Annotated in this window: 24 protein-coding genes; 12 read left to right on the forward strand and 12 right to left on the reverse strand. The window is 71.0% G+C overall.

The features are described from left to right. Nucleotides 1-25: 25 nt before the first annotated feature. Nucleotides 26-1,468: a carotenoid oxygenase family protein gene (locus ACLJQZ_RS22555; protein ID WP_410621888.1), complete on the reverse strand. Its 1,443-nt coding sequence runs from the start codon at nt 1,466-1,468 to the stop codon at nt 26-28. Nucleotides 1,469-1,541: 73 nt separating this feature from the next. Between ACLJQZ_RS22555 and ACLJQZ_RS22560 the strand changes: the two genes are divergently transcribed. Next, entirely contained in the window at nt 1,542-2,333 is a 792-nt protein-coding gene (locus tag ACLJQZ_RS22560) for a TetR/AcrR family transcriptional regulator (protein WP_410621889.1), read from the forward strand. A gap of 230 nt (nt 2,334-2,563) precedes the next feature. After that, nucleotides 2,564-3,484, forward strand: a complete 921-nt coding sequence (locus ACLJQZ_RS22565; protein ID WP_410622072.1) for an alpha/beta hydrolase — start codon at nt 2,564-2,566, stop codon at nt 3,482-3,484. Between the two features lie 173 nt (nt 3,485-3,657). On the opposite strand, the gene ACLJQZ_RS22570 is transcribed toward ACLJQZ_RS22565, so the two are convergent. From ACLJQZ_RS22570 to ACLJQZ_RS22600, 7 genes are all read right to left on the reverse strand, one after another. Beyond that, a complete protein-coding gene (locus tag ACLJQZ_RS22570) occupies nt 3,658-4,575 on the reverse strand; it encodes an anti-sigma factor RsbA family regulatory protein (RefSeq protein ID WP_410621890.1) in 918 nt (305 codons plus the stop codon). 56 nt (nt 4,576-4,631) lie between these two features. After that, nucleotides 4,632-5,000 carry a hypothetical protein gene (locus ACLJQZ_RS22575; protein ID WP_410621891.1) on the reverse strand — a complete coding sequence of 123 codons (369 nt, stop codon included), beginning with the start codon at nt 4,998-5,000 and terminating at the stop codon, nt 4,632-4,634. Nucleotides 5,001-5,099: 99 nt separating this feature from the next. After that, nucleotides 5,100-6,395: an ATP-dependent Clp protease ATP-binding subunit ClpX gene (gene clpX / locus ACLJQZ_RS22580; RefSeq protein WP_247055283.1), complete on the reverse strand. Its 1,296-nt coding sequence runs from the start codon at nt 6,393-6,395 to the stop codon at nt 5,100-5,102. 231 nt (nt 6,396-6,626) lie between these two features. Then, on the reverse strand, nt 6,627-7,280 hold the full coding sequence (locus tag ACLJQZ_RS22585; protein ID WP_326943370.1) for an ATP-dependent Clp protease proteolytic subunit: 654 nt from the start codon (nt 7,278-7,280) through the stop codon (nt 6,627-6,629). A 28-nt stretch (nt 7,281-7,308) separates the two neighbouring features. Beyond that, on the reverse strand, nt 7,309-7,914 hold the full coding sequence (locus ACLJQZ_RS22590) for an ATP-dependent Clp protease proteolytic subunit (RefSeq protein WP_326943371.1): 606 nt from the start codon (nt 7,912-7,914) through the stop codon (nt 7,309-7,311). 138 nt (nt 7,915-8,052) lie between these two features. Beyond that, nucleotides 8,053-9,444 carry a trigger factor gene (tig, locus tag ACLJQZ_RS22595; RefSeq protein WP_326943372.1) on the reverse strand — a complete coding sequence of 464 codons (1,392 nt, stop codon included), beginning with the start codon at nt 9,442-9,444 and terminating at the stop codon, nt 8,053-8,055. Between the two features lie 129 nt (nt 9,445-9,573). Continuing rightward, a complete protein-coding gene (locus ACLJQZ_RS22600) occupies nt 9,574-10,164 on the reverse strand; it encodes a TetR family transcriptional regulator (RefSeq protein ID WP_410621892.1) in 591 nt (196 codons plus the stop codon). A gap of 138 nt (nt 10,165-10,302) precedes the next feature. Between ACLJQZ_RS22600 and ACLJQZ_RS22605 the strand changes: the two genes are divergently transcribed. Next, on the forward strand, nt 10,303-12,393 hold the full coding sequence (locus tag ACLJQZ_RS22605) for a fatty acid desaturase (protein ID WP_410621893.1): 2,091 nt from the start codon (nt 10,303-10,305) through the stop codon (nt 12,391-12,393). Between the two features lie 15 nt (nt 12,394-12,408). Here ACLJQZ_RS22605 and ACLJQZ_RS22610 read toward each other — a convergent pair whose 3' ends face one another. After that, nucleotides 12,409-13,014 (reverse strand): hypothetical protein, encoded by a 606-nt coding sequence (locus ACLJQZ_RS22610; RefSeq protein WP_410621894.1) that lies wholly within the window; start codon nt 13,012-13,014, stop codon nt 12,409-12,411. Between the two features lie 189 nt (nt 13,015-13,203). Here ACLJQZ_RS22610 and ACLJQZ_RS22615 point away from each other — a divergent pair, with 189 nt between their 5' ends. The 3 genes from ACLJQZ_RS22615 to ACLJQZ_RS22625 all read left to right on the forward strand — a co-directional run bounded on the left by ACLJQZ_RS22615 (nt 13,204) and on the right by ACLJQZ_RS22625 (nt 17,366). Next, nucleotides 13,204-14,769, forward strand: coding sequence for a sensor histidine kinase (locus ACLJQZ_RS22615; RefSeq protein ID WP_410621895.1), 1,566 nt, complete (start codon nt 13,204-13,206; stop codon nt 14,767-14,769). A 4-nt stretch (nt 14,770-14,773) separates the two neighbouring features. Further along, a complete protein-coding gene (locus ACLJQZ_RS22620; protein ID WP_410621896.1) occupies nt 14,774-16,708 on the forward strand; it encodes a glycosyltransferase family 39 protein in 1,935 nt (644 codons plus the stop codon). Nucleotides 16,709-16,808: 100 nt separating this feature from the next. Beyond that, complete coding sequence (locus tag ACLJQZ_RS22625) at nt 16,809-17,366, forward strand: GNAT family N-acetyltransferase (protein WP_410621897.1); 558 nt, start codon at nt 16,809-16,811, stop codon at nt 17,364-17,366. On the opposite strand, the gene ACLJQZ_RS22630 is transcribed toward ACLJQZ_RS22625, so the two are convergent. Both ACLJQZ_RS22630 and ACLJQZ_RS22635 read right to left on the reverse strand, forming a co-directional pair. Next, on the reverse strand, nt 17,311-18,477 hold the full coding sequence (locus ACLJQZ_RS22630) for a hypothetical protein (protein ID WP_410621898.1): 1,167 nt from the start codon (nt 18,475-18,477) through the stop codon (nt 17,311-17,313). The genes ACLJQZ_RS22625 and ACLJQZ_RS22630 overlap by 56 nt on opposite strands. Beyond that, complete coding sequence (locus ACLJQZ_RS22635; protein ID WP_410621899.1) at nt 18,474-19,544, reverse strand: helix-turn-helix domain-containing protein; 1,071 nt, start codon at nt 19,542-19,544, stop codon at nt 18,474-18,476. The genes ACLJQZ_RS22630 and ACLJQZ_RS22635 overlap by 4 nt, the downstream gene beginning before the upstream one ends. A 237-nt stretch (nt 19,545-19,781) precedes the next feature. Between ACLJQZ_RS22635 and ACLJQZ_RS22640 the strand changes: the two genes are divergently transcribed. From ACLJQZ_RS22640 to ACLJQZ_RS22665, 6 genes are all read left to right on the forward strand, one after another. Next, on the forward strand, nt 19,782-20,399 hold the full coding sequence (locus ACLJQZ_RS22640; protein WP_410621900.1) for a hypothetical protein: 618 nt from the start codon (nt 19,782-19,784) through the stop codon (nt 20,397-20,399). 27 nt (nt 20,400-20,426) lie between these two features. Continuing rightward, a complete protein-coding gene (locus tag ACLJQZ_RS22645; RefSeq protein ID WP_410621901.1) occupies nt 20,427-21,089 on the forward strand; it encodes a Crp/Fnr family transcriptional regulator in 663 nt (220 codons plus the stop codon). Between the two features lie 79 nt (nt 21,090-21,168). Next, nucleotides 21,169-21,435, forward strand: coding sequence for a hypothetical protein (locus ACLJQZ_RS22650; protein ID WP_410621902.1), 267 nt, complete (start codon nt 21,169-21,171; stop codon nt 21,433-21,435). Continuing rightward, nucleotides 21,432-22,058: a hypothetical protein gene (locus ACLJQZ_RS22655; RefSeq protein WP_410621903.1), complete on the forward strand. Its 627-nt coding sequence runs from the start codon at nt 21,432-21,434 to the stop codon at nt 22,056-22,058. The genes ACLJQZ_RS22650 and ACLJQZ_RS22655 overlap by 4 nt, the downstream gene beginning before the upstream one ends. A gap of 674 nt (nt 22,059-22,732) precedes the next feature. Next, the gene (locus ACLJQZ_RS22660; protein WP_410621904.1) at nt 22,733-23,989 is read left to right on the forward strand and encodes a glycosyltransferase; all 1,257 of its coding nucleotides are present in this window, start codon (nt 22,733-22,735) and stop codon (nt 23,987-23,989) included. Beyond that, nucleotides 23,989-25,830: an ArnT family glycosyltransferase gene (locus ACLJQZ_RS22665; protein WP_410621905.1), complete on the forward strand. Its 1,842-nt coding sequence runs from the start codon at nt 23,989-23,991 to the stop codon at nt 25,828-25,830. Before ACLJQZ_RS22660 ends, ACLJQZ_RS22665 begins: the two co-directional genes overlap by 1 nt. 51 nt (nt 25,831-25,881) lie before the next feature. Here the strand turns inward: ACLJQZ_RS22665 and ACLJQZ_RS22670 are convergent, their stop codons facing one another. Further along, complete coding sequence (locus tag ACLJQZ_RS22670; protein ID WP_410621906.1) at nt 25,882-26,310, reverse strand: nuclear transport factor 2 family protein; 429 nt, start codon at nt 26,308-26,310, stop codon at nt 25,882-25,884. Between the last annotated feature and the right edge of the window lie 11 nt (nt 26,311-26,321).

A 26,321-nucleotide genomic window follows, 5' to 3' on the forward strand; every position in this document is an offset into this window, starting at 1 on the left:
ACGCATTTCCCCCGCGGCGTCATCCTCAAGGCGTAGCCGGCACCCAGTTGCCGTGGAAGCCGTGGGGCACGCGGTCCGGCAGGTGGACCGCGGCCACCGTCTCCAGCGTCCCCGCGTCGAGCAGGGTCAGGTCGCTGCGCTGCGTCGCCGGGTCGAAGACGAAGCCGATCAGCACGCCGTCGTCCTCGGCCGCGTCGTCGTGGCACGGGACGAACACGAACTCGCCGGGCTGACGTCCGCCGCCGAACGCGCGCTCCTGCGCCGAACCGGTCCGGAAGTCGTGCTTGAACAGCGAGCCGGCCGGGGTCGCGCCGCCGTCCGTGGCGATCGCGTAACCGTAGCGGTGGCGGCGGCCGACGAGCCGCTCGTCCACGCGCGGGAACTCCTGGCCGCGGTCGTCGAGGCGCTCCTCGATGACCTTCCCGGCGGCGAGGTCGACGGTCCAGCGGTCCAGCGTCGGGCCGCCCTCGTCCGGGCCGTGCAGCTCGCGGTCGAACATCCGCGGGTGGCGGACGACCTCCAGGACGATGCCGTCACCGTCGTCGTAGGCGTTGAGCGGGTGGAAGACGTAGCAGGGCTCGACGTCGAACCAGCGGACGTCGCCGTTGCCGCCTTCGCGCGGCATGACGCCGATCCGCGCCGGGTACTTCGGGTCCCAGCGGTAGGGCAGGCCGCCGTTCGCGCCGATCTTGCGGGCCATCATCGCGGAGACCGGGTCCGGCACGCGCACCTTGCCGACCATGGCCGAGAGCACCAGCTTCGCGGGCGTGCGCAGCGCACTGGGCACGTTGGCGGCCACGGCCATCTCGGCGTTGAACGTCACGGGCAGGTCGTAGAACACGACGTACCGCTCGGTCAGGGAGAAGTCGTGCATCATCGGCGAGCCGGTGACCTCGACGTCGACCGTGCGGCGGGCGCGGCCGGCGGCGTCGATCACGGAGTACTGGACCTTGTTGCCCATGCCGAAGAAGTACGAGACGGCGTGCAGCTCGCCGGTGCGCGGGTCGCGCTTCGGGTGGGCGGTGTAGCCGCCCGGGAGCGTGCCGTCGAAGTCGCACCGGCCGGCGGTGTCGAGCTCGTCGGTCAGCTCGTAGATCGGCGCGCCCGCCTCGACCAGGGCGAGGGTCTTGCCGGCGTGGCCGATGACGTTGGTGTTGGCACCGAGCGCGTCCAGCCCGCAGTAGCGGCTCGTGTCCTCGCCGGCCAGCGTCGCCGAGACGGCCGGGTTGCGCACCCAGCGGTTGCGGTACCACTCGGCCTTGCCGTCGCGCAGGCGGACGCCGTGGACCATGCCGTCGCCCATGAACCAGTGATAGGCCGCCGGGTCCACTTCGGACAGCGGGTTCGGGCCGTTGCGCAGGTAGCGGCCGTCGAGGAAGTCCGGGATCGACCCCGTGACGGCCAGCTCGGTGATCGTGTGCTCCCGGCTGACCGGGGCGAAGTTGCCTTCGAGGAACTTGGTGCCCATGGCTGACCCCTCAGAACGTGCCATAACTCGGTTATAGCTTCATTTATAACAGGGTTATGGGATACTGGCAAGCATGAGCCCGAAACCGCGCGCGACCGAAGTCAAGGACCGGCTCGTCGACGCCGCTATCCGGCTGCTCGACGACGGCGGCCCCGAGGCGCTGCAGGCCCGCAAGCTGGCCGCGGAGGTCGGCGTCTCGACGATGGCCGTCTACACGCACTTCGGGGGCATGGCGGCGCTGGTCGACGAGGTGGCGCGGGTGGGGTTCCTGCGGCTGTCCGCGTGGCTGGGCGCGGTCACGGCGACCGACGACCCGGTGGCGGACATCTTTTCCCTGGCCCGCACCTACCGGCAGGCCGTCGCCGAGCAGCCGCAGCTGTTCGCCGTGACGTTCGGGCAGAGCGCGCCCGGCGGCAAGCGCGCGACGCTCTCCGACCTCACCACCGAGGAGGGCCGCGAAGCCGCTCAGGAGGGTCTGGAGGCGTTCGAGCACATCGTCCGGGCGACCGAACGGGCCATCGAGGCCGGGCGGTTCCGGCCGGCCGACAAGTACCAGGCGGCGGCGCAGTTGTGGAGCGCACTGCACGGTTTCGTCACATTGGAGGCGTCCGGGCACTTCGGGCCCGGCGAACAGGGTATAGACCACATCTTGATACCCCTGGGCGTCACCCTCGCGGTGGGGCTCGGGGACACTGTGGACCAGGCCGGACGCTCGTCCGAGGCCGCGAAAGCGGCTTGGCGCGCGCGGATCGGAAACGCCGGGCAGGGTGGGAACGACCAACCCGGCGGAGGGCAGGACGCGGGGGAACGCGGAGCGGGTGCGCGGCGTCCCAGGAAGTGGCAAGCGGGGGACGGAGACAGGTGAACGAGGAAGACGGGGACCGGGGCGACGCGCCGCGGCCCGAGGCCGAGCCTCAGGCCGCGGCCGGGGCACGCCCCGAAGCGGGGGTTTCCGGGGCCGGGGAGGGCCCCGAGACGCCGATCGGTGCCGGCTCTGACACGGCGGCCGGGACGAAGCCCGGCGAAAGCCCCGCTGAGGCGCGAGCCGAAGGCGGGGTTTCCGATTCCGGAGAGGGCCCCGAAGCGCCGCCGACGCTGGGGAGCGCGGCGGTCCGGGACGCCCGGCGGTGGCTGAGCCGCCGTTCGGTGCTGATCGCGGGCGCGTCCGGGGTGGCCGTGGCCGGCCTCGCCGCGGGCACCGCCACCGGCAAGCTGCCCTTCAGCCAGGCCCTGCAGCGGGCGCTGGGCGTGGCGTCCTCGAACCCGACGACCCAGCTGGGCAGCACGCGCGTCGAGCGCGTCTACTCCGCGGCCCGCGGCCGGATGGTCGACCTGGTGTTCCTGCTGCCGTCGAAGACCCCGCCACGCGGGCTGCCGATGTCGCTGATGCTGCACGGCCTGCACGGCAACGCCCGCAGCGCGGCCCCAACCGGCACGCTCAAGCAGCTCTCCAGCGACGTCGCCCGCAAGGCCGTCCCGGCGTACGGCTTCGTGGCCGTCGACGGCGGCGACAACTACTGGCACCAGGTGCACCCGAACGACGACCCGATGGCGATGCTGCTCGAAGAGGTCCCCCAGTGGCTCCGCGCGCGCGGCTTCGCGGGCGACACGGGCCAGCCGTTCGCCTGCACGGGCGTCTCGATGGGCGGGTTCGGCGCGCTGCTGTACAGCCGCCGCCGGGTGGAACGCCGTCAGCCGCCCGCGGCGGTCGCCACGCTGGCACCGGCCCTCATCACGAACTGGCCGGAGATGGAGAAGCGCCACATCTTCACGGGCATGGAGGACTGGGTGTCCCTCGACCCGCTGCGCCACATCGCCGAGACGGCGAGCGTGCCGAACGCCATCTGGTGCGGCACGGAGGACTCGTTCATCACCGGCGTCCGCCGCTACATCGACGCGGCCCACCCGGCGGTCGCCCACACGGCCCACGGCAAGCACGGGGACACGTTCAACAAGACGGTGGTGCCCAGTCTGGTCAGCTTCCTGGGCAAGCACGTCCCCCGCACCAGCGCCTGACCCACGTACCCAGAGAGTCGGCCCACGTACCCAGAGGGTCGGCTCGCGTACCCAGAGGGTCGGCTCGCGTACCCAGAGGGTCGGCTCGTGGTCCGACCGTCCGGGTACGCGAGCCGACTGTCCAGGTACGTGGGCCGACTGTCCAGGTACGTGAGCCGACCCTCTGCGGGCCTTCAGCAGCGGAAGTGGACCCGGGTCGTCGTGCGGCCCGGGACCCAGTACGTGCGGACCAGGTCGGCCAGGCGGTTGACCAGCAGCAACCCGCGCCCGCCGAGGGTCGCGGCCGGGGGTGGGACGCGGCCGGCCAGTGGCTCGGTGATCGTGCCGTCGTCGGTGACCTCCGCGACGACGTGCTCGTCCTCCGCCCATAGCCGCAGGATGCCGGTGCCGCCGCCGTAGAGCACGCTGTTCGTGGTCAGCTCGGCGATCGCCAGCGCGAAGTCGTCCCGGCGCGGGCGGCGCAGGCCGTGGCGGGCCGCCCAGATCTCCGTGAAGCCCCGCAACGTCGCCAGCTGGCCCACGTCGAACTCGCGCTCGACGGCGGCCGCCGGGGATTCGAGGGGCCGTGTGAGGTCGGCGCGGACGCGGTCGGGGTCGTAGTGCGGGCTGACCGACCGGCCCGCCGGCTCCCACAGCTCGGGGTGAGTGCGGCCGGCGTCGGCCAGGACGCCGGGGGCCAGCGCCGTGTCGTACGGGCAGAGGACCGCGACGGCCCGCCCCGCGAAGGCCGTGTTGATGAGCGCTTCGTGCAGCACGCACGCCGGGTACTCGGCGGCGGTCCGGCCGCGCCAGATCGGCTCGACCACGATCCGCACCGGGCCCGCGTGCTCGCCCGCGAAGGCGAGCAGGACCGTCGGCAGGATCGCGCCGGGGTTGCGGCCCGCTTGGTGCAGGTCGATCAGCCGGACTTCGCCCGAACGGGGACCGAGGGCCTTCTCGGCGAGCAGGAGGTTGCGGCCGGGAACGGCGACGGCGACCGGTTCGCCCCGGTCGAGGCCTTCGAGGAGGAACGGAACGACGCCGTCCAGGTACTCACTGTCACCGCTGTAGAACAGTGCCGGATGCCGAAAGGGGCCGAGGGCATCTACCACGGGAGGGTGCTACCCCGGCACCGTGAACTTCAAACGGACCGGGCGGAGGAATCCGGTCACTCCACCCAGCGGCCGACGACGGAGATCAGCCAGAAGCCCACGATGGTGGCGAGGCCGAAGAGGAGGATCCAGCTGAACAGCTGACGCCGGTCCCGGACGCCGCGGGCCTGCCAGAGGCCGTAGCCGGCGACGAGGAACAGCGGCACCGGGATCAGGGGCAACGGCGACAGCCGGGCGACGACGGCCACCACGCAGGTGCCCGTGCAGACGGCCAGCACGCCCATCAGGACGCGGTTCAGCCACCGGTACCCCTCGAAGGCGGACGCGATCACGCGTTCGCTCAGCTCACGGAACCCGAGCGGCCTCCCGGCCGGAGCGTCCCCGGCGAGCACCGGGGACGGCTCCGGCGGAGGCGGTGCCTGCACGCCTCCGCCAGGGGCCGTACCCCCGGTACCCGGGAAAGAGTCAGCAGTCATTCAGCTTTCCTGTCGGGTCTCCGGGCCGGGTGCCCGGAGACGGCCGGGTCAGGCCGACTTCTCGCCACGCTCGCTGCGAGCGCGCCGAGTCGGCTGCCGGGCGACGATCGTCGGGTTCACGTTCTCCCGGACGGTTTGCTCGGTGATGACGACCTTCGCCACGTCGTCGCGGCTCGGGATGTCGTACATCACCGGCTGGAGCACTTCTTCCATGATGGCGCGCAGCCCGCGAGCACCGGTCCCGCGCAGGACCGCCTGGTCGGCGATCGCTTCGAGCGCGGTCTTGGTGAACTCGAGCTCGACGTTGTCCATCTCGAAGAGCTTCTTGTACTGCTTCACCAGGGCGTTGCGCGGCTGGGTGAGGATGCTGACCAGCGATTCCTTGTCCAGGTGACTGACCGTCGCCACGACCGGGAGCCGGCCGATGAACTCCGGGATCAGCCCGAACTTGATCAGGTCCTCGGGCATGGTGTCCGAGAAGACGTCGCTCTCCTCGATCTCGGACTTGGTGCGGATCTCCGCGCCGAAGCCGAGGCCACGCTTGCCGACCCGCTCGTTGATGATCTTCTCCAGCCCGGCGAACGCGCCGGCCACGATGAACAGCACGTTCGTCGTGTCGATCTGGATGAACTCCTGGTGCGGGTGCTTCCGGCCGCCCTGCGGCGGGACGGAGGCGGTGGTGCCTTCGAGGATCTTCAGCAGCGCCTGCTGCACACCCTCGCCGGAGACGTCCCGCGTGATCGAGGGGTTCTCCGACTTGCGGGCGATCTTGTCGACCTCGTCGATGTAGATGATCCCGGTCTCGGCCCGCTTGACGTCGTAGTCCGCCGCCTGGATGAGCTTGAGCAGGATGTTCTCGACGTCCTCGCCGACGTACCCGGCTTCGGTGAGCGCCGTGGCGTCCGCGATCGCGAACGGGACGTTCAGCATCTTCGCCAGGGTCTGGGCGAGGTAGGTCTTGCCGCACCCGGTGGGGCCGAGCATCAGGATGTTCGACTTGGCGAGCTCGACGGACTCCTCCTTGGAGTCCTTGGGACCGGCCTTGTCGTCCGCCTGGATCCGCTTGTAGTGGTTGTAGACCGCTACCGCGAGGGTCCGCTTGGCGTCGTTCTGGCCGATGATGTACTGCTCGAGGAACTCGTGGATGTCGGCGGGCTTGGGCAGCTCGTCGAGTTTGACGTCGCCGGCTTCGGCCAGCTCCTCCTCGATGATCTCATTGCAGAGGTCGATGCACTCATCGCAGATGTAGACCCCGGGGCCGGCAATGAGCTTCTTCACCTGCTTTTGGCTCTTCCCGCAGAAAGAACACTTCAGCAGGTCTCCGCCGTCACCGATCCGTGCCATGGCCGTTGACCTCGTCCCCTCCGGCGCGGTTGTCCGCGCCTGACGTGTGTTGCGACGGTGCGACCCCTCGGCCGCGAGCGACCGGGCGGAGCCTCACGCATTGCCACTGACGGTACCCGTCCGATGCCGTGGGCGGGAACACCCACGGGCACCGGGAGCACGTCAGAAGGACGACCCTAAACCAGAGTGCCGGTGTATGTCGTCTTCCTGACACACACCGGCCTGGCGGATCTACAGAGCCGACGCCTTACGGTACGGCAGCACTTCGTCGATGATGCCGTACGACTTGGCCTCTTCGGCGGTGAGGATCTTGTCCCGCTCGATGTCCTTGCGGATCTGATCCGGGTCCTTGCCGGTGTGCTTGCCGAGGATGACCTCCATCTGGCGCCGCACCCGCTGGATCTCGTTCGCCTGGATCTCCAGGTCGGAGACCTGGCCGTAGGTGCCCTCGGTGGCGGGCTGGTGGATCAGCACCCGCGAGTTGGGCAGCGCGTAGCGCTTGCCCGGGGTACCGGCCCCCAGCAGCACCGCGGCCGCGGAGGCGGCCTGGCCGAGGCAGTAGGTCTGGATGTCCGGGCGGACGAACTGCATGGTGTCGTAGATCGCCATCAGCGAGGTGAACGAGCCACCCGGCGAGTTGATGTAGATCAGGATGTCGCGGTCCGGGTCCTCGTGCTCGAGGTGCAGCAGCTGGGCCATCACGTCGTTGGCCGAAGCGTCGTCCACCTGCACGCCGAGGAAGATGACGCGCTCCTCGTACAGCTTGTTGTACGGGTTCGACTCCTTGACGCCGTAGCTGGTGCGCTCGACGTACGACGGGAGGATGTACCGCGACTGGGGAACGGACGGAGCCCGGAAGTCACCCGGGAGCCTGAAGTTGCTCATGATCGACTCTCCTGTGTGTACTTCGCGCTCAGTTCGAGGCCGGACGGGCGATGTCGCGGGTGAGGACGTGGTCGACGAACCCGTAGTCCTTCGCCTCCTGCGCGGTGAACCAGCGGTCGCGGTCGCCGTCCGCGATGATCTGCTCGACCGTCTGCCCGGTCTGGTCCGCGGTGATCTGGGCCAGTTCGCGCTTCCACTTGTTGAACAGGTCGGCCTGGATCGCGATGTCCGAGGCCGTACCGCCGACGCCTGCCGACGGCTGGTGCATCAGGATCCGCGCGTGGGGCAGCGAGTACCGCTTGCCCGGCGTGCCCGAGGAGAGCAGGAACTGCCCCATCGAGGCCGCCATGCCCATCGCGTAGGTCGCGACGTCCGGGCGGATGAGCTGCATGGTGTCGTAGATCGCGAACCCGGCCGTGACCGAACCACCCGGCGAGTTGATGTAGAAGCGGATGTCGGACTCGGCGTCGTCCGCGTCGAGCAGCAACAGCTGCGCGGTGATCCGGTTGGCGATCTCGTCGTTCACCTCGGAACCGAGGACGACGATGCGCTCCTGGAGCAACCGCTCGAACACCGAGTCGGTGAGGGTGAGCCCTGCGGTTCCGGTCCGCGCCTCGGGCGTGTGCTGCGTCACGTCTGCCTGCCTTTTCGCCGACGGCGGTCTCGTGCTGACGACCGCCGCTGTCGTTTCAGATGCTTGAGATCTTGCAACCGACCCTAACGAACTTGGGCGGTGCAGAATGCCTGACACCGCCCAAGTTCGCTCACAGCTTCACTCCGCGGGAGTCTTCGCCGCCTCTTCGGTGGCCGGCGTCTCCTCGGTTGCGGCGTCGGCGGCCGGTTCCTCGCCACCGAACAGCTCGGCGAGGTCGACCTCGGCACCCGAGCCGTCGGTGACGGTGGCCTTCCGGACCACGGAGGCGAGCGCCTTGCCGCGGCGGACGTCGGCGTAGATCGCGGTCAGCTGGCCGGACTGCTGGGCGCGCTGGACGTACTCGTCCGGGCTGATCCCGAAGCGCTGGGCCTGGTAGATGATCCGCTCGGTCAGCTCGCCGTCGTTGACCGAGACCTCTTCCTTGTCGGCGATGGTGTCCAGCAGCAGCTGCGTGCGGACGGCCTTCTCCGACTCGGTGCGGGTCTCCGCGTCGAACTCTTCCAGCGTGCGGCCTTCGGCCTCGAGGGCCTGAGCGAACTGGGCCTCGTCGTGGTCGAACGGGTGGATGGCGTCGTGCTTGCGGTTCTCGATCTCGGCGTCGAGCACCTTCTCCGGGATCGGCACCTCGGTGCGCTCGAGGAGCTCGTCGAGCACCTTGTCGCGCGCCTGGACGCCCTGCTGCATCTTCTTGACGCGGGCGAGCCGCTCGCGAAGGTCGGTCTTCAGCTCGTCGATCGTGTCGAACTCGCTGGCCATCTGGGCGAACTCGTCGTCGGCCTCCGGCAGCTCGCGCTGCTTGACCGACTGGACGGTCACGGTCACCTCGGCCGCCTTGCCGGCGTGGTCGCCGGCGACGAGCTCGGTGGTGAACGACCGGGTCTCGCCGGCGTTCGCGCCGACGATCGCCTCGTCGATGCCGTCCACGAGCTGGCCGGAGCCGATCTCGTAGGACAGCCCGCTGGTGGCGGCCTCCTCGACGGCCTCGCCCTCGACGGTCGCGGCCAGATCGATCGAGACGAAGTCGCCGGTCTCGGCCGGGCGCTCCACGCCGGTCAGCGTGCCGAAGCGGGCGCGCAGCTCGTCGAGCTGCTCGTCGACCTCCGCGTCGGTCAGCTCGACGTCGTCGACGGTGACCGCGAAGCCTTCGAGGTCGGGCAGCTCGATCTCCGGGCGCACGTCCACCTCGGCGGTGAACTCGAGGACGTCGCGGTCCTCGAGCTTCGTGACGTCGAACTCCGGGTTCCCGAGCGTGCGGACCTCGTTCTCGCGGACCGCCTCGATGTACTTCGCCGGGATGGCCTCGTTGACGACCTCGTCGAGCACCGGGCCACGCCCGATCCGGCTTTCCAGGACGCGAGCGGGGGCCTTGCCGGGCCGGAAGCCCGGGATGCGCACCTGCTGGGCGATCTTGCGGTAGGCGCGGTCGAAGTTCGGCTTGAGCTCGTCGAACGGCACCTCGACATTGATCTTGACTCGCGTCGGGCTCAGCTGCTCGACGGTGCTCTTCAAGGTCTTCTCCTCGAGCGGTAACGATTGTGGTGGACAATCCTGCGGAAATGCCCCCGGTCACCTGTCAGACCGGGACGTCCGAGTCTAGGCCAGTGGCCCGCGCCGCCCGGGCGGGGGCCACCTGCGGCGTCACGCGCCCAGCATGCGGCCGATCACCCAGCGCGTCTGGCCGGTCGCGTGCTCGACCGAGCCGCTGGGCTGCACCAGGTGGGAAAGCAGCAGCCGCACGACGGCCTCGACCGCGACCGGCCACTCGGAGGCGGTCAGCGGGGCTTCGGGGTAGTGGCTCGAGAACAGCTCCGCCACGGCGTCGACGGCCCGGCCGAGCACGGCCTCGGGCCGGGAGGTCAGCGGCGGGAGGAAGTCGTCGCGGCCGCCCGGCCGGCCGCCGAGCGCGAGGGCGGCCAGCGGGTTGCCGCGAGCGGTCTCGAGGGTCTCCCGGAAGGCGGCGGTGACGCCGTCGAGGGGCCGGCCGGGGTGCGCGGCGACGATCCGGGTGACGTCCTCGACGAACCGGTCGGTCTCGCGCACCATCAGCGCCTCGGCGAGCTCGGCCTTGGACCCGAGTTCGTTGTAGACGGTCTGGCGGCTGACCCCGGCGTGCGCGGCCAGCTTGCCCATGGTGACGCCGGCCCAGCCGGCGGTGGTGGTGAGCTCGGCCGCCGCGGCCAGCAACCGCTCCCGGGTCGTGGCCGGCGCGGAGTGGGTGACGGCGTTCACAGGCCGATCTTAGCCAGTGGTTCCGCTCCCCAGGCCGGCACCTTTTTTCGAAGCGTGCCGCACCGTTTACAAAACGCGGCGCGTTGTCTACGGTGACTCCCGCCTCACCAGGAGCTTCTCGACCGAGGAGACCGTGCGATGTCCGTCGTCGACACCCCGGCGCGCGGCTCCCTGGAGCCCGCGCGCGGGCGGCCGTCCCCCCGCGCGGTCCCCGCTCCCCGGCTCCCGCTGCCCACCGTCTCGATGCCCGCCGTGCTGCTGTTCGCCGGCGCCCTCGCGGTCTGGGTGGCGTCGACCTGGCTGCTGCTGGCCGGGCTGGTGCCGGCCGTCGTGACCGTGGTGCTGAACACCGCCGTCACCTTCGCGATGTACACCGTGGTGCACGAATCGGCGCACCACTCGGCCGGGAAGCTCACCTGGGTCAACGAAACGCTCGGCCGGCTGGCCGTCCTGTTCGTCGCGGCGTACGCGTCGTTCCCGTCGCTGCGGTACGTCCACGGTGAACACCACCGCCACACGAACGCGTCGGTCCGCGCCGACCCGGACGCCTGGACGTCACGGGGCCCGGCCTGGCTGCTGCCGCTGCGCTGGCTGACCCTCGACGTCTCCTACGCGCGCTGCTACGTCTCGCGGCTGCGCGCCCGGCCGCCGCACGAGCTGGCCGAGACGCTGGTGGTGCTGTCGGTGGCCGTGTCGGCCGGGGTCGCGCTGGTCGCGGCCGGCCACGGCCCGGAGCTGGTGCTGGTCTACCTGCTGCCGCAACGGCTCGGGATCGGCCTGCTCGCCTGGGCGTTCGGCTGGCTGCCGCACCACGGCCTGCCCGCCGCGGGACCGCGCGGCCGGTTCGGCACCACCCGGGTGCGCGTCGGCCTCGACCGGCTGCTGACCCCGGTGCTGCTGGCGCAGAACCTGCACCTGGTGCACCACCTGCACCCGGCCGTCCCGTTCCACCGGTACCGCCGGGTCTGGCTCGACAACCGCGAGGCCTACCTGGCCCGCGACGTCCCGATCAGCACGGTGTGGGGCCGGGACCTGACGTCGGCGCAGTACCGGGCGGAGGCGGGCCTCACCGGCGGGCCGGAGGACGCCGTCCCCGCGCCCGCGCCGCCGCCCCCGGGACCGAGCCGGTTCCACCGGCTGCGCGTCGCCGACGTGCGCCCGCTGACCGCCGACGCCGTCGCGGTGACCTTCGACGTCCCGCCGGACCTGGCCGCGGAGTACCGCTTCACGCCCGGGCAGCACGTCGCCGTGCGCGCGGTGCTGGACGGGCAGCCGGTGCGGCGGACGTACTCGATCTGCGCCCCGGCCGGTTCGGGCGACCTGCGGATCGTGGTGAAGAAACGCCCGGGCGGCGCGTTCTCCGGCTTCGCGACCACGGCGCTCACGGCCGGCCAGTTCCTCGACGTCCTCCCGCCTTCGGGCGGCTTCACGCTCGTCCCGGACCCGGCGCGCACGGCGCACTACGTCGCGCTGGCCGCGGGCAGCGGCATCACGCCGGTGCTGTCCATCGTGGTCAGCGCGTTGCGGGCGGAGCCGCACAGCCGGGCGACTCTGTTGTACGTCAACACTTCCGGCGCGACGACGCTCTTCGCCGCGGAACTGACGGCGCTCGCGGAGGGGTTCGGCGGGCGGCTGCACGTCGTCCACTACCGCACCGACGAGCGCGACCCGGACCTGCACACGCACCGGCCGGCCCGGCACTTCGACACGGTCGGCGAGGCGCTGGCCATCTCCCACGAGCGGTACCAGCGCGGCCGCCTCGACGGCACGCGGCTGCGCGCGCTGCTGCAGAACCGGCTCCACCCGGCGAAGGTCGACGAGTGGTTCCTGTGCGGCCCGCGCGGCCTGACCGACCTGGCGCGGCGGACGCTCGCCGACGCCGACGTCCCGGAGGAGGACGTCCACTTCGAGCTCTTCCGCGGCGCGGCGCCCCTGCGCGACCCGGCGGGCTTCCCGGCCGAGGTGACGGTGACGCTGGGCGCCACGACGACGCGGATCGCCGCGCGGGCCGGGGAAACGGTGCTGGACGCGGCGTTGCGGGCCGGGTTCGAGGTGCCGTACTCGTGCACCGGCGGCGCGTGCGGCACCTGCCGGGCGACGCTCCTGCAGGGCCAGGTCGACATGGACGTCCGCTACGCCCTCACGGTGGACGACGTCGCGGTGGGCCGGATCCTGACGTGCCGCGCCCGCGCGACGACCCCGGAGGTCGCGGTCGACTACGACCGCTGACCCCCGGGACGCGCGTCAGCCCGTGGGCGGCTGCCCCTGCCCCTGCTGCCCTTGCCGGCCCTGGCCCGCGCCGGTGGTGCCTTCGGTCACCGAGGTCGCCGTCGCCGCGGTGCCCGACTCCGTGGCCACCACCGTGACCGTGTCGCCGGACGTCACGCCCGTCGCCTGGGCCGAGGTGATCGTGTACGTCTTCGAGAAGCCGTCGTCGCTCTGGGCGGTCAGCGACGTCGCGCTCAGCGCCGTCACCTTGCCGGTCTGCATGATCTTCGTGACGTAGCCGCCGTTCCCGTCCGAAGAGACGTACTCGCCGTGCAGCGCCGAACCCAGCCCGCCCGCGCCGCCGGGGCCGCCCTGGGTCCCGCCGGGGCCACCCTGCATGCCGCCCGGGCCGGCCGCGCTGTCGGTGGTGGCGGACGACGACGAAGCGGCCCAGATCGCCGCTCCCCCGCCGGCCACGATCACGGCCGCGACGGCACCCGCGGCGACCTTCTTGCCGGTGGACCAGGCCGGGCGCGCGGGGCCGGGCGCACCGCCCCAGCCGCCGTCCGGGGCGGTGGGCGCGGCACCCCACGCCGGGTCCGAAGTGGACGGTGTCTGCTGCGGGGCCTGCGGTGTGGTCATGGTGTTGCTCCTTCACGGGATGCGTTGCCGCAACCCACAGTCCGGCCCCACGCTGTGTGCGCACTGTGCTGACCGTCAGCCGTTCCTGTGACCGGAGGAACCGGACATCCCGCGCCGGGCCGATCACCGCACAGCCGCCTCACAGGCAGCACACAAGCCGCGCACACGGCCGCGGCGGACGCTGAAGCCATGGCCGCGCGTACCCTCACGCCCCGCCCCCACCGGTCCGGCCGGCCGGGGCGCCTTTCGCTGCGCACGAAGCTGACCGGCTCGATGGTCGTGCTGCTCACCGTGGTGTGCCTGATCGTCGGGGTCGTCAGCGAGTTCGCGCTCGACGTGTTCCTCACCCGCCAGGTCGACCAGCAGCTGACGGCCGCGGCCACCCGCTCGCAGGTCTTCGCGAGCAACGCCGGGCGGCAGAACGGCCTGCCGGGCCAGCCGCCGCCCCAGGACCTGAGCACGGGCGAGCACCCGCTCGGGCAGAACGTCGGCACGGTCAGCGGCACCTTTTCCGGGACGTCGCTGGTGCACGACGACAGCATCTCCGAGCACGGGGACCGGCTGCACCTGTCCGCGGCCCAGCAGGGCGTGCTGCTGTCGGTGCCCGCGGACGGCAAGCCGCACACGGTCTCCTTCGACGACCTCGGCGAGTACCGGCTGATGGCGCTGCCGGTCACCGGGTCGGCCGACGTCGTGGTCACCGGCCTGCCGATGAAGCCGGTCAACGACACGCTGCTCACCGTCGGGCTCATCCTCTTCGGCGTCGCCGCCGCGGGCGTGCTGGGCGCGGCGTTCCTCGGCGCGTTCGCGGTCCGCCGCACGCTGCGGCCGCTCGAGCGCGTCGCGGCGACCGCCGGGCGCGTCACCGAGCTGCCGCTGGACCGCGGCCAGGTGGCGCTGTCCATCCGCGTCCCGGAGTCCGAAACCGACCCGCGGACCGAGGTCGGCCAGGTCGGCTCGGCGCTGAACCTGATGCTCGGGCACGTCGCGCAGGCCCTCGAAGCGCGCCACGACAGCGAACTGCGCGTCCGCCAGTTCGTCGCGGACGCCAGCCACGAGCTGCGCACCCCGCTGGCCGCGATCCGCGGGTACGCCGAGCTGGCCGCCCGCGGCAGCTCGCTGGTGCCGCCGGACGTCGCCCACTCGATGACCCGGATCCAGTCCGAGGCCGTCCGGATGACGACGCTCGTCGAGGACCTGCTGCTGCTCGCCCGGCTCGACGCGGGCCGCCCCTTGGACGTGCGCGAAGTCGACCTCACGCGGCTCGTCGCGGACACCGTCGGCGACGCGCGGGTCGCCGGGCGCGACCACCGGTGGCAGCTGGCGCTGCCGCCCGACCCGGTGCTCGTGCACGGCGACGTCCAGCGCCTGCACCAGGTGCTGGCGAACCTGCTGGCCAACGCCCGCACGCACACCCCGCCCGGCACCACGGTGACGACCGCGCTCGCCCGCTCCAAGGACACCCACAGCGCCGTCGTGACGGTGACCGACGACGGCCCCGGCATCAACCCCGACCTGCTCCCGGACGTCTTCGACCGGTTCGCTCGCGGCGACACGTCGCGCTCGCGCCACGCCGGCAGCACCGGTCTCGGGCTGGCGATCGCGTCCGCCGTCGTCGTCGCCCACCACGGCTCGATCGAGGTGCACAGCCGCCCCGGCCGGACGGAGTTCGCGGTGCGGCTGCCCGTGGCCGTCCCCGCACAGCGCGTGCACAGCATCGGCACAACCCGGCCCCAGCTGGGCACCGGAAGCTGATCTCATGACCGCTGTGACGTCCGGGGGCTCCGCCACCCGTAGCCCCCGAAAAGAAGCCGGTGCCGCGTCGCGCGAAACCGCCGTACCCGCCCGCTCCACCTGGCACCGGCCCGCGCTGGCCGGGCTGCTGCTGGCGACGGCGGTGCTCTACCTCTGGGGCCTCGGCGCGTCCGGCTGGGCCAACGCCTTCTACTCGGCGGCCGCGCAGGCGGGTTCGCAGAGCTGGAAGGCGCTGTTCTTCGGCTCGAGCGACGCGGCGAACGCGATCACCGTCGACAAGACCCCGGCCGCGCTGTGGGTGCTGGGGCTCTCGACGCGGGTGTTCGGCGTGAGCGCGTGGAGCGTGCTGGTGCCGCAGGCGCTGATGGGCGTCGGCTCGGTCTGGCTGCTGTACGCGACGGTGAAGCGCACGTCCGGCCCGGCCGCGGGCCTGGTCGCCGGGCTGGTGCTGGCGCTGACCCCGGCGGCGGCGCTGATGTTCCGGTTCAACAACCCGGACGCGCTGCTGGTGCTGCTGCTCGTCGCGGCCGCGTACTGCGTCGTCCGCGCGCTCGAGAAGGCGGGCCCCGGCTGGCTGGCCTTGGCCGGCGTCGCGGTCGGGTTCGGGTTCCTGGCGAAGATGCTGCAGGCGTTCCTGGTGCTGCCCGCGTTCGCCGTGGCGTACCTGGTGGCCGCGCCGGTGCCGCTCGGCAAGCGGCTGCTGCACCTGCTGGGCGCACTGGGCGCGACGGTCGCCGCCGCGGGCTGGTACCTGGTCGTCGTCGCGCTGTGGCCGGCGGCGGACCGGCCGTTCATCGGCGGCTCGCAGACGAACTCGCTGTGGGAGCTGGTCTTCGGTTACAACGGCTTCGGCCGCATCACGGGCGACGAGGTGGGCAGCGTCGGCGGCGGTGCCGGCCGGGGCTGGGGCTCGACCGGCCTGACCCGGCTGTTCGGCGGCGAGATGGCGGGCGGCATCGCCTGGCTGATCCCCGCCGCGCTGCTGGCGCTGGGCGCGGGCCTGTGGTTCACCCGCCGCGCACCGCGCACCGACCGCTCCCGCGCGGCCCTGATCGTCTGGGGCGGCTGGTTCCTGGTGACGGCCCTGGTGTTCAGCTACATGGGCGGCATCATCCACCCGTACTACACGGTGGCGCTGGCCCCGGCGATCGCCGCGCTGGTCGGCACGGCGGCGGTCCAGCTGTGGCGCCTGCGCTCCCGGCCGTCGGCGTCGGGCCTGCTCAGCGGCGGCGTGGCGTTGACGGCGGTCACGACGTACCTCTTGCTGTCCGGCTCGACGTGGCAGCCGTGGCTGGCCCCGACGGTCCTGATCGGCGGTCTCCTGGCGGCGGTGGGCCTGTTCTTCGCGGCCCACCTGACCCGCTGGGCGGCGTCCTCGGTCGCGGCCCTGGCCCTGGTGGTGCTGCTGGCCGGCACGGGTGCGTACACCCTGGCCACGGCGGCCACCACGCACAGCGGCGCCATCCCGTCGGCCGGACCCACGTCGGGCTTCGGCGGCCGCGGCGGCGGTTTCGGCGGCGGCCCGGGCGGCGCTCCCGGCGGCTTCGGCGGTGGCGGACGCGGCGGCGGCCCGGGCTCCCTGCTGACCACGACGCTGCCGGGCGCCCAGCTCACGGCGTTGCTGAAGCAGGACGCCGCGAAGTACACGTGGACGGCGGCCACGGTGCTGTCGAACGCGGCCGCGGGCTACCAGCTGGCAAGCGACGCCCCAGTGATGGCGGTGGGCGGCTTCAACGGCACGGACCCGTACCCGACGCTGGCGCAGTTCCGGCAGTACGTCGCGAGCGGCCGGATCCACTACTTCCTGGGCGAAGGCATGACGATGCAGGGCAGCAGCGGCTCGGACGCGGCCCAGCAGATCGCCGATTGGGTGGCGTCGACCTACCAGTCGACGACGGTGGACGGCGTGACCGTCTACGACCTGACCGCGGCTGTCTGAGGGACGGACCGACGAAAGCAGGGTCAGGGCCGGATGACCTGGTCAACGCCGTGCCGCCTCCGGCACTATGGAAGTAGTCCGGAGAACGGAGTCGCTGCAGATGACCGAGCCCCATGTATGGCGGGCCCGATCCGCAGACCTGATTCCGTTCGCCACGGCCCTCGGCGACGGCGGATTCCTCATCGATCGCCTGGCGCGCCAGGCGAATGATCAGGGCGTCCTGTTCTTCGGGTGGTCGGGCACCCGCCCGGCCGGCGTCGTGTACCTGTGGCTGGAGGAGGCCGAAGAGCCGCCGATCCAGGACCACCTCCCCGGCGTCGCGCTGCTCACTCACCTGCAGGTTCACCCCGAGCTGCGCGGACTCGGCGTCGGCACGGCCCTGGTCGGCGCGGTGGAGCAGCACCTCGCCGAGCTCGGCCACGAGCGGGTCGCGTTGGCGGTCCGCACGGACAACCCGGCCGCGGCGCGCCTGTACGACCGGCTCCACTACCGGGATTGGGGCCACGGCACGGTGACCTGCTACGCGCGGGTAACCTTGCGAAACGGCGGCGTCCTCGAGGTGCCGGAACTCTGCTACGTGCTGGTCAAGGACCTGACGACGATCACACCCGCGCCGCGGACGGAGTGCCGGACGATCGGCGCCGCACAGCAGAGCTGATCCGGCCGCCGGGACCGGGCTGGGCCAAGGTGTCGATCTTCAGAGCGGCCAGCGCGGCCTCGATGCCGATGCCACGAGGGTGCCGGCCGAGGTGCTTGCGCCAGCGCAGGCAGTCCGTCTGCCACGCGCGCAGGTACTGCACGCACAGTTCCGGGGTGATCAGGTGACTGCGCCCGATCGCCGCTTTGAGGCAGGCGACCATCCTGGCCTTCTGCGCCGCGTCGAGCTCGGCGACCTGCACGCGTTCGATGGTGGTCTGGATGATCCGCCGCCGGTCGGGCAGGAACTCACGCCAGTACTTCACGTCGGCGTCCTCGAGACCGCCACCGTTGTCCAGCAGGCCGTACACGCCCTCGGCGAGGGTGTCGCCCAGCTCTTCACCACGAGCGCGCCGGGCATCCCGGTACGGGTCGTAGGGGTGCTGGATCGCGGTGCCGGTGACCGCCGACGGGCGTAGCCGCAGGCCGTCCAGCAGGAAGAACCAGTCCTCGTTGTAGATGTTGGGGAAGAACGAGCCGAACGCCGCCTCACCGACGACCAGCGCACCACCGCCGATGAAGGTCTCCTGCGCCGCGCCGATGTCGCGAAGCGCGTGACACACCACGGAGTTGTCCGGCATACCCGAGTTCGCCAGCCCGACCACGGCGTGCTCGCCGAGCAGCCCGGCCGCCGCGCCGACGTCCGCGGGATGAGGCAGCACGATGTCGTCGTCGAGGAAGAGGATCCGTTCCCACCCCGCGAGGCGCGCGATGAGCAAGCCGAGGTTCCGCTTCAGGCTGGTGTCGACCTTCCGGTGGAACCGCTGCTCGATCAGCAGCTGATCGGTCGCGAAGGTGGGCACAAGCCCGGCAGGCAGCTCGTCGATGTCGATGGCCGCTGCCCGCACTCCGGCACGTTTCGCCTCCAGAGCCGCGCTGGAGGCGTCGCCGAGCATGCTGCACAACACGAGCAGGAAGACGTCGTTCTCCTTCGCCGCGGCGATCGCCTGCCGCAGGTAGGGAGCCGTACGCCCGTTCGGCACGATGATCGCGTCCAGCGCCGCACGCGGAGCCTCGTCGGCTTCGACGTTGGTCAGCAGGTCCTTGTGCGACGGATGTTGCCGCGGGCTCATCCGACCTCGGGCCATTCGTGCAGGAGGTTCTCCGGCACCGACCAGTCCGGGGTCAGGCCTTTGCCCGCCACGACGGGCACCCGGCTGATGATGCTGAACGACTCCGCGTCGCCGAAGCGCTGCCGCAGGTAGATGCGGTTCCGATCACGGAACCGGATGTCGGTGAGGGCGCGAACCGCGCCGAGAGTGCCACGTCCGTACATACCATTGCACACGGTCACCGTGCGCTTTCGGTTGAACGGACTGACCCCTCTGTAAAAGTGCGCCACGTCTTCCAAGAGGTGACCTTCGCTGTCCAGCTGCGGTGGAAAGAGCTCCGACCCGCTCTCCCGCTCCACGCGGAAACCGCCAGGTTCGCTGGTCGGCGCCGCGTCGTTGCGTACGAACTGGTGCACCGGCAGGTCCACGCGTTCGATGACATCGCGGGTGACGGTGTTCCAGTCGACGCCACCGAGCAGGACGAGGTGGGTCGTGTAGTCGTCAGGAGTCAGCTCTTCCGTGGTGTGGAAGCTGACCTGGTTCTGGGGGTTCACGGACCTGATGTGGCCGAACAGTTCGATCAAGGCGTCCGGATCGGCGTAAGTGTACAGAGACGTGAAGTCCGCGCTTTCCGGGTCCGCATAGGACAGATGCTGCCGCAGTTCCCGCGGGAGGCGGGCACAGACGATCGTGATGTCCTCGTTCTCCGGGAACCGCCAGGCGTCGTCCGCGGGCTCGGCCGTGGACCGCTCCCGCCCGTCCCGGAGCCACAACAGCTCGTCCAGCAGTTCGTCGCGCTCGGCCCGCTCGTCGTCCGTCAGCTCTTCGGGTGAGAGGATCCGCAGGGTTCCGCCGTCCTCGGACCGGCGCGTCGCGAACAACGTCGCGTAGGCCTCGAGCCGCCGGACCGGTGGCCGGACGGGCCGGTCGGTGTTCTCCCACGACGAGATCAGGGAGATGCTCAGCGGCTTGCCGCCGCCGAGCGCTTCGGCGAGCAGCGCCTGGGTGATGCCGGCATCAGGCCAGTGCGTTTCTCGCAGCGCCCTCAGGCGGCGGGCGAGCGCAGGCCGCGGCGCAGCTGGGGACACGACTCCCGCCACCTTTCAGTAAATTTCAGTAACGTGAGTGAGTGGTGCGATCGTACTCCCGAGCCCTCGAAGCTCGGTCGGCGACCCGCCGAAGCGAGGACTGAAACGTTACGCGACGCGGAACTTCCTCACACCAAACAGATAACGGCGATTCATCTCAGTTGTTCCAGGGCACTCCAGAGCCTACAGTCAACTTGACTGAACTTCAGTTCACACCTGAAGACAGGGAGCGGGCCAATGAGTACACCCACGGACATACCCCGGCACCGGGCCATCGTGGCGGTCGACATCGAGGGGTCGACATCGCGGACGAACTCGGTGCGCGCCCTGCTCCGGAACGTCCTCTTCCAGCTGCTCGAAGAAGCCTTCACCACCGGTGGAGTCGACCGGAGGCACCGGGAGCCGTTCGTCGACCGGGGAGACGGCGCGCTGTGCCTCGTCCGGCCCGTCGACCAGGTGCCCAAGACCCTGCTGCTCACGACGGTCGTCCCCGCACTGGCCGACCTGCTCGAGAAGCACGCCCAGAACCTCCCCGACCTCGCCTTCCGGCTCCGCGTCTCGGTGCACGCGGGTGAAGTGCACCGAGACAGCCGCGGGCCGTACGGCGAAGACGTCGACATCGCGTGCCGGCTCGTCGACGCCCCCGAGCTGAAGCGGCGGCTGCGCGAGACCGCCGAACCACTCGCACTCGCCGTGTCGCAGGAGATCCACCGCGCGGTCGTGCGGCACGGCTACCCCGGGATCGACCGCGGCGCCTTCGTCCAGGCCGTCCAGATCAAGTTGGGCGAAGAACGGCTCAGAGGCTGGCTGTACACACCCGAGGCAGGCCGGCCCGAGGAGGGTCTCACCGCGTAACGCCGGACGACCAGAGGAGGTGAGGACATGGGACCAAGTGGCTTCTGGGACGAGCTGGATACCGCCGATCGAGAGGTGCTCGCGAAGTCCGCGCGCCGGCGGAGCTTCCGGCGTGGCGAGACGGTCTGCCGCGAAGGGGACCTCTCCAGCGGGGTGCTGCTGGTGCTGTCCGGGCACGTCCGGATCGTCAACGGCACACCCGACGGGCGCGACGTGGTCGTCGGGATCCGGGGGCCGGGTGACGTCGTCGGTGAGCTCGCGGCGATCGACGCCATGCCCCGCTCGGCGACCATCGAGGCGCTGGAAGACCTCGAAGTGCTGGAGATTCCCGGCGACCGGTTCGTTTCGTTGTGCCGGACGGAGTCCCGGATCTCCTGGGCCCTGCTGCTCGTCCTCACCTCACGCCTGCGATCGGTCGGCAGGCAGTGGCTGGACCTCGGCAGCGGGGCCGCGTCCCGGCGGGTCGCGGCGCAGCTGATGCAGCTGGCCGTCCAGCACGGTGTGCGGCGCGGCGAGGACATCGAAATCACCGTTCCGGCCACGCAGGCGGAGCTGGCGATGACCGCGGCGATCTCCCGCGAGTCCTGGGCGCGCGCGACGCGGGACCTGCGGCGACAGGGCGTGATCAGCACGGGCAGGCGCCAGGTGACGATCCACCGCCTGGGCGAACTTCGACGACTGGCGAGCTGAATTCTTCCTTGTGTGTCAGCTGACACACAAGGAAGAGCGAGCCGGAGGTTTCCTGGATCCACGGCAGAGGAGGGCTTTCATGGACCCGTACATCACCGCTCCACGCAGCAGCCGCTGGCGCAGGGGCGTCTACGCGGCCGGTCTCGTCATCCCCTTCACCGCTTCACAACTGTGGGCACTGCTGGTGCTCCTGCGGCTCGCGCCACTCGACGGCCTGGTGGGGCAGGCCCTGGTGCTGGTCCTGCTGGGCTCCGTCGCCGCGATCTGGGCGGGCTGGCGCTGGACCTGGCGGCTCGGTCGGGACAAGGACCGGCAGCCGGCCCCGAAGACGCGGATCCCGACATGACACCCGCGTTCGCGATCGTCTCGGCCCTCGTGCTGGGCATCGCGGCCGGACGTCTCTCACGCCACCTCGGCGGCCTCCTGCGCCGCCGGTTTTCCGGAAGGAGCAAGGAAATGACGACGCACGCACCCTCGCGATTCCCGATGCGGGTGTACCACTGGCGGTGGGAGCTCTTCGCCGTGACGCTTCTCCCCTTCGGCCTGGTGATGTTCGCCGTCTGGGCCGGCCCGGCGTGGTCGTCGGCGACACTGGCCGCCGTTCTGCTCCTGGCCGTCCTGCGACGCCGTCAGGTGCGAACCCGACTCCAGGCGGTGGTGGTGCAACACCGCCTGCGCGCGGCGTTCCCGTCGTTGCGCCTGCCCGGCGGCCACCGCCCGGCGATCCTCTGGACCCGCCCCCGCGGCGGCGACATCGTGGTCTCGCTGTACGGCCGCGAAGCGTTCGAGCACCTGCACCGCCACCGCACGGTCCTCGCCGCCGCGTGCTCGGTACCGGAGGTCTACGTGGACCGGCACCCGAGGTTCGCGAGCTTGGTGACGCTGACGATCAGCCCGGTGGCGGCTTACCGCGAGCCGGGACGTGCGGTGCTGCCGAGCAACGTGGTTCCCCTGCGGGTCCACAGCTGAGCATCAGCGCGCCTTGAACATGTCGGTGATCAGCGTGGACGGATCTCCTCCGTGCCACGAGCTGGCCGAGAACCGCTCCTGCGCGATCCCCCGCCAGGGAGCGGTCTCGGGCCCCAGCGTCAGTTCCCGGTCCGCGGTCGGGGTCCCGAACTCCTGAGCGACGACGCCTGCAGATACTGGACCCGCAAAACACGATCCGCTGCCGGGAGTACGCCGAATATCGCGCCAAACTCTCCCGCCGGCCGGACAACGCACTTCAGTACAACTGGACTACCGAGGCCGTTCAGATGGGTTGTCTCGCGACGACATTCGCCGCTCACTGGCACCAGCAGCACGAGTTCCTGGTCATCGACAGTCGGCTGAGGTCGGAGTTTTCGACACTGTGCTACGACATTTCACCGGACTCGATCATCATCACGAACGAAGACAGCCAGTTCCCCGCCCTGCACATACGCCGGCTGACCGAATCGTCGGTTCTCTACCACGCGTTTCGCGCGGACTTCGACTCTCCGTGACGTGGGCGTCGCCGAGCAGACGCTCGAGGGTCTCCCGATGGGCTCGATCCGCGAGCTCGCGATGCGGCCTCGAAACCCGTACTTCTGATCTCTTGCTACACAGCAAGCGCACAGGGCGATCACACGGTCACCAAAGCGGGACCCACGACTGTAGTCGTCATGACAGCCACCGCCTCCGCTTCACGGCCCGGGACCGTCCCGGTCGACCTGGCCGGCCCGCAGCCGGTTCTCGACGTCGTCATCCCGGTCTACAACGAAGAGGCCGACCTCGAACCGTGCATCCGCCGGCTGCACGCGCACCTGGCCGAACACGTCTCCTACCCGTACCGGATCACCGTCGCCGACAACGCGAGCACCGATGCGACGCTGCCGGTCGCGGAGCGGCTGGCCCGGGAGTTCCCCGAGGTCGAGGTCTACCACCTGGACGAGAAGGGCCGCGGCCGCGCGCTCAACGCCGTCTGGCGGGCCTCGGACGCCGCTGTCCTCGCCTACATGGACGTCGATCTCTCGACCGACCTGGCCGCGCTGGCGCCGCTCGTCGCGCCGCTGCTGTCCGGGCACTCCGATCTCGCCATCGGCAGCAGGCTCGCCCGGGGAGCGCGAGTCGTGCGGGGGCCGAAGCGCGAGTTCATTTCCCGCTGCTACAACCTGATCCTCCGCTCGACGCTCGCCGCGAAGTTCAGCGACGCGCAGTGCGGTTTCAAGGCCATCCGCGCCGACGTCGCCCGGGAACTGCTGCCGCACGTCGAGGACACCGGCTGGTTCTTCGACACCGAACTGCTCGTCCTCGCGCAACGCGCCGGGCTGCGGATCCACGAGGTGCCCGTCGACTGGGTCGACGACCCGGACTCGTCGGTCAACATCGTGAAGACGGCCACTGCGGATCTCAAGGGCATCGCCCGCGTCACGAAAGCGACGTTCACCGGCGAGATCCCGATCAGCCGGCTGCGTGAGCAGCTCGGCCGGCAGCCGATCGGGGTCGAGGCACCCGGGGTGCCGCCGCGGCTGGTGACGCAGCTCGTGCGGTTCGCCGCGATCGGCGTCAGCAGCACCCTCGCCTACCTCGTCTTGTTCCTGCTGCTGCGCACGGCCGTCGGCGCGCAGCCCGCGAACTTCACCGCGCTGCTGGTCACGGCGATCGCGAACACCGCGCTCAACCGCCGGCTCACGTTCGGCATCCGGGGCCGCGGCGGCGCCGGGCGCCACCAGTTCGAAGGGCTGATCGTGTTCGGCCTCGGCCTGGCGCTGACCAGCGGCGCGCTCGCCCTGCTCCACGGATCCACCACCCCCGGCCTGGTCCTGGAGATCACCGTGCTCGTGCTGGCGAACCTCGCCGCCACGGTCCTCCGGTTCCTGCTCCTGCGCGGCTGGGTGTTCAACCCGCGCCGCCAGGGCGCCACCCAGAAGGAGTACTGATGACCGCCGTCCTGTCCGACCCCGTGACGCAGGAACCGCGCCACCGCAAGGACTCCGCGGCGCCTGCACCCCCGCGCTGGGTCCGCCCGTCGGTGTTCGGGCTGCTGGCCGCGACCGCGGTGCTCTACTTCTGGAACCTGACCGCGTCCGGCTTCGGCAACTCCTTTTACGCCGCCGCCGTGCAGTCCGGGACGCAGAGCTGGAAGGCGTGGCTGTTCGGCTCGCTCGACTCCGGCAACGTCCTGACCGTCGACAAGCCGCCCGCCGCCCTGTGGGTCGGGACGGCGTTCGCGCGGATCTTCGGCTTCTCCAGCTTCACCGTGCTGGCACCGCAAGCGCTGATGGGCGTCGCGTCCGTCGGCATCCTCTACCTGGCGGTGAAGCGGACGTCCGGCCCGGTCGCCGGGCTCATGGCGGGCGCGTTGCTCGCGGTGACGCCGGTGGCGGCGCTGATGTTCCGGTTCAACAACCCGGACGCGCTGCTCGTGCTGCTGATGGTCGCGGGCGCCTACTTCGTCGTGCGCGCCACGGAAAAGGCGTCTCCCGGCTGGCTCGCGCTGGCCGGTGCGGCGATCGGGTTCGGCTTCCTGACGAAGATGATGCAGGCGTTCCTGGTGCTGCCGGCGTTCGGCCTGGTGTACCTGATCGCGGCGCCGACGCCGCTCGGCAAGCGCTTGCTGCACCTGGGCGGCGCGGTGGTGGCGCTGGTCGTCTCGGCGGGCTGGTTCATCGCGCTGGTCGACCTGTGGCCGACGGCGTCCCGGCCCTACATCGGCGGGTCCGAAGGGGACAGTCTGCTCGAACTCGCCTTGGGCTACAACGGTCTGTCGCGCATCTTCGGCGGCGGCGAGGGTGGCGGCCCGGGCGGCGGTGGCGGTATGGGCGGCAACACCGGCTTCGGTGGCACGTCCGGGCTGTTCCGGATGTTCGGCGCCAGCTTCGGCGTGGAGATCTCGTGGCTGCTGCCGGCCGCGTTGATCGGCCTGGTCGCCGGGCTGTGGTTCACCCGCCGCGCACCGCGTACGGACCAGACGCGCCTGGCGCTGGTGCTGTGGGGCGGCTGGCTGGTCGTGACGGCGCTGGTGTTCAGCTACATGAGCGGCATCGTCCACCCGTACTACTCGGTCGCGCTGGCCCCGGCGATCGCCGCGATGGTCGCGATTTCGGGCCGCGCGCTGTGGCAGGGCCGGGGGAACCTGGCGCCGCGGGCCGTGCTGGCCGGCATGGTCGTGGCGACGGCGGTGTGGTCGTTCATCCTGCTGGACCGCACGCCGGACTGGTTCCCGGCGCTGCGCTGGATCATCGCGGTGCTCGGCGTGCTGGTCGCCACGGTGCTGGTGATGGGCGTGCCGCCGGTGCGCCGCGCGGTGGCGGTGGTGGCCGCGGCGGTGGTGCTTTCGCTGGGCGCCTCAACTGTCGCCTACGGCGTCGAGACGGCGTCGGTGGCCCACAGCGGATCGATCCCGACGTCCGGCCCGACGTCGAGTGCGATGGGCGGCTTCGGCGGCGGCGAAGATTCGGCTTCCAGCGCGGTCGGCAAGCTGCTGGCTTCGACGACGACCGAGTGGGCGGCGGCGACGACGGGTTCGCAGAGCGCGGCGTCGCTGGAGCTGGCGAGCGGCAAGGCGGTGATCGGCATCGGCGGCTGGAGCGGCTCGGACCCGGCACCGACACTGGCCGAGTTCAAGGCGTACGTCGCGGCGGGCGAGGTGAAGTACTTCATCGACGGCGGTCGCGGCGGCGGCCCTGGCGGCGGGTCGAGCGAGATCACCGAGTGGGTGACGGCGAACTTCACGGCCACGACGGTGGACGGATCCACGGTCTACGACCTGCAGAAATGAGCGCGCGCTAGGGTCGTGAGTGGTAATTCGGGTTAGAACCCGAATTACCACTCACGACCCCTTTGCGCGCAGGTGGTGGCTGACGTCGCCGACCAGGTCGACCGTGGCCTGGCGTTCGGTGAACTGCCACTCGCCCGCGGACCGGCTGAACGTGTCGCGGTAACTGCCCGCCGCGATCGTTTGCAGTGGGAAGCCAGGGACCGCCTGTAGCACGGTGAAGTACGCCTGCGATGCAGCCGCGTCCCCGGTGACCGAGATCGACACATTCGTTGTCACGTGCTTCGTGCGCGGAGTTCCGTCGTCGTACCGGATCACCGTCGACTGCAGCATTCCGGCGACTTCCGGAGCGCCGCGCGCCACGCCGCCGCTGCCTGCGAACGCGCCTGACGCGAACAACTCGCCGACCGCTGCGAAGTCCCCTGCGTCCACCAGTGACGCGTACCGGTAGATCAGGTTCTCGATTGCCCGGGCGTCATCCACGGAATGATCGT

Origin of the sequence: Amycolatopsis sp. cmx-8-4 (assembly GCF_046548675.1) — a bacterium.
Classification (GTDB): domain Bacteria; phylum Actinomycetota; class Actinomycetes; order Mycobacteriales; family Pseudonocardiaceae; genus Amycolatopsis.

Excerpts from the sequence above, each read along its gene's own strand:
- ACLJQZ_RS22555 (WP_410621888.1), bottom strand. The coding sequence starts at position 1,468 with ATGGGCACCAAGTTCCTCGAAGGCAACTTCGCCCCGGTCAGCCGGGAG.
- ACLJQZ_RS22560 (WP_410621889.1), top strand. The coding sequence starts at position 1,542 with ATGAGCCCGAAACCGCGCGCGACCGAAGTCAAGGACCGGCTCGTCGAC.
- clpX (WP_247055283.1), bottom strand. The coding sequence starts at position 6,395 with ATGGCACGGATCGGTGACGGCGGAGACCTGCTGAAGTGTTCTTTCTGC.
- ACLJQZ_RS22585 (WP_326943370.1), bottom strand. The coding sequence starts at position 7,280 with ATGAGCAACTTCAGGCTCCCGGGTGACTTCCGGGCTCCGTCCGTTCCC.
- ACLJQZ_RS22605 (WP_410621893.1), top strand. The coding sequence starts at position 10,303 with ATGTCCGTCGTCGACACCCCGGCGCGCGGCTCCCTGGAGCCCGCGCGC.
- ACLJQZ_RS22610 (WP_410621894.1), bottom strand. The coding sequence starts at position 13,014 with ATGACCACACCGCAGGCCCCGCAGCAGACACCGTCCACTTCGGACCCG.
- ACLJQZ_RS22615 (WP_410621895.1), top strand. The coding sequence starts at position 13,204 with ATGGCCGCGCGTACCCTCACGCCCCGCCCCCACCGGTCCGGCCGGCCG.
- ACLJQZ_RS22620 (WP_410621896.1), top strand. The coding sequence starts at position 14,774 with ATGACCGCTGTGACGTCCGGGGGCTCCGCCACCCGTAGCCCCCGAAAA.
- ACLJQZ_RS22625 (WP_410621897.1), top strand. The coding sequence starts at position 16,809 with ATGACCGAGCCCCATGTATGGCGGGCCCGATCCGCAGACCTGATTCCG.
- ACLJQZ_RS22630 (WP_410621898.1), bottom strand. The coding sequence starts at position 18,477 with ATGAGCCCGCGGCAACATCCGTCGCACAAGGACCTGCTGACCAACGTC.
- ACLJQZ_RS22640 (WP_410621900.1), top strand. The coding sequence starts at position 19,782 with ATGAGTACACCCACGGACATACCCCGGCACCGGGCCATCGTGGCGGTC.
- ACLJQZ_RS22645 (WP_410621901.1), top strand. The coding sequence starts at position 20,427 with ATGGGACCAAGTGGCTTCTGGGACGAGCTGGATACCGCCGATCGAGAG.
- ACLJQZ_RS22650 (WP_410621902.1), top strand. The coding sequence starts at position 21,169 with ATGGACCCGTACATCACCGCTCCACGCAGCAGCCGCTGGCGCAGGGGC.
- ACLJQZ_RS22655 (WP_410621903.1), top strand. The coding sequence starts at position 21,432 with ATGACACCCGCGTTCGCGATCGTCTCGGCCCTCGTGCTGGGCATCGCG.
- ACLJQZ_RS22660 (WP_410621904.1), top strand. The coding sequence starts at position 22,733 with ATGACAGCCACCGCCTCCGCTTCACGGCCCGGGACCGTCCCGGTCGAC.
- ACLJQZ_RS22665 (WP_410621905.1), top strand. The coding sequence starts at position 23,989 with ATGACCGCCGTCCTGTCCGACCCCGTGACGCAGGAACCGCGCCACCGC.